Origin of the sequence: Shewanella sp. S1-49-MNA-CIBAN-0167 (assembly GCF_040310145.1) — a bacterium.
Classification (GTDB): Bacteria; Pseudomonadota; Gammaproteobacteria; order Enterobacterales; family Shewanellaceae; genus Shewanella; species Shewanella psychromarinicola.
On record NZ_JBEOPO010000086.1, the window covers coordinates 1 to 2,163 of the forward strand.

Annotated in this window: 1 protein-coding gene; it reads right to left on the reverse strand. The window is 45.1% G+C overall.

The genetic code is table 11. The annotated features are described in order from the left end of the window. Positions 1-112 precede the first annotated feature (112 nt). Positions 113-1,585: a group II intron reverse transcriptase/maturase gene (gene ltrA, locus AAEZ00_RS20450; RefSeq protein WP_124012858.1), complete on the reverse strand. Its 1,473-nt coding sequence runs from the start codon at positions 1,583-1,585 to the stop codon at positions 113-115. Between the last annotated feature and the right edge of the window lie 578 nt (positions 1,586-2,163).

Consider the following 2,163-nt stretch of genomic DNA (forward strand, 5'->3'; position numbering starts at 1 on the left):
GGTCGGATAGGCGACACCTGTTACCAAGTGCCGCCCTCCTAAGAACCGTACGTGCAACTTTCACTGCATACGGCTCAAGCCTCCGCTAAGGCGTGTTCTGTTACCCAGCACCCTATATCGCAGCCAAGACGGGTTCGAACCATGAGTTTCTACCTTCCTTTGCCCGCTTGCGCGTACCTAAGTAAGCTGCATATTCGGGGTCGTAAGGTGTCGCTGCACTCCTGATTTTCACATGTCTTTGTATTAGCGTTTGAGCTATTTGGACAAGGTTAAACCGACAATCCATGTTCGCTATTTTCTGCCAACCATGAAATTGCCACTGTCCCTTACCATCCAAATAATATTTACGCCTCACCCAGTCTTTACTTTTAGACGGATGACGCCTAACTGCCCAACGCCATAACAACCAGAAAAGTTGATGGCCTACATAACCGAAAACTTGCTTAGCAACACAATGGCGATAATAGTTCGCCCACCCCCTCAGTTTCGGATTCAGTATTTTGATTAAATCGTTAACGGGTATTGTTGGATGTTTTCTGATGAATTCACGTAAGTTGCTCAGAAATGACAGAACGTTGCTCTTGCTCGGTTTAATGAGCAGTTTGCCGTTGTACTTCCTGATATTGAATCCCAGAAAGTCAAAACCATCATTGATATGAGTAATGTGTGTTTTCTCATCAGAGAGTGTTAAGCCCCTTTCCTGTAGAAAGCCAATGAGTTGCGGCTTGATTTCATTAACTAGGACTTCTTGCGAAGAACCTGTGATGACAAAATCGTCTGCGTATCCGATAAAGTTGACTCTATTCCCTGTTTTACGGGCAATAGACTTAACCAACTGTTCTAACCCAGCCAGCGTGAGCAACATAAGCGTAGGCGATATGATCCCACCTTGTGGTGTTCCTTCAGCTGTTTTATAGAACAATCCTTTATCAATATAACCACATCCAAGCCATTGTTTCAGCATTCGTTTATCTAATTGAATGTTGTCGATAAGCCATTGATGACCAATCTTATCGAAACAGGCTTTGATGTCACCCTCAAGAACCCATTGGCTAGAGCGCTTCATACATAAACATTTGAAGCACTGTGCAATTGCATCTGCTGCGCTTCGATTAGGTCGAAAGCCATAGCTATTAAGGTCGGCTACCGTTTCCGAAATAGGCTCCAAAGCGAGAAGATGAAGCGCTTGCTGCGCTCTGTCTATCATGCAGGGAATGCCTAAAGGTCTGAGTTTGCCGTTTTTCTTGGGGATGTAGATACGCCTGAGCGGTTTGGCATGATAGCCTTTTCGACTCAGTTGATTGACCGCAGTCATACAACGAGCATCACTGTTCCAAATGATGCCGTCAATTCCTGGTGTTTTGCTGCCTTTATTTTGAGAAACTCTTTTAACAGCAAGCAATTTTGCTGATGTAGAGTGGGTGAGTATCCACTGCAACGCTTTCGCCTTGCCGTGTTTACCTTCTCGGGTTGCTTTTGCAATGCGCATTTGAAGCTTTAATACATGTTGCTTAACCACTCTCCAGTTAATGGATTGCCATTGAGCATTGTCAGGAGATGCACTAACTTCGTTTGAAGCCATCATTTGCGTTTATCCTTGAATAAAGTTCTTCAAATCATCTTGCAACGGGAGACCAGCTAGAAGTCAGCTCGCTTTCGCGCCAGATAAAATCAGTATCCGCATTATTACAATGCGGCATTCGCTTTTTCTAGCCTCCTTTACCTGCATTACTATCGGTAGCCTTCACAGGTCACTTTCCCCAAAGGGAGTGATACAGGCTTACCCTGTTCCGTATGTCGCGCAACGTCAGGTTAGATGCCCACTCTAGTGCGGAGAGTTATTTGATCACGAAAGAGCACTGCCCAATCTCTTTCCAACTCTCGTGCCTTTTTGGCCACAGCGTATTAACCACTTCCGCTGATTCACGTATAACGCACCTTATATGGATTCACTTATGTTCATCGTACTGACACCCTAGCACTTACCCGATTGTGGTTATCAGGAGGAACGTCCTCTCACGATTTTGTTCCCATTCGGTATAAAACCGAATTTCGTTACATTGTCAGACTCGCTGCTTTATTCAGAGTCTTAGGGGCATCTGGTGATACAGATGGTTCACTCTTATCGCGGTGAACAGCGCTTCATACGACCTCAGGTCGCAC

What these genes read in the sequence shown, in the direction of transcription:
- ltrA (WP_124012858.1), bottom strand. Translation starts at nt 1,585, where the DNA reads ATGATGGCTTCAAACGAAGTTAGTGCATCTCCTGACAATGCTCAATGG.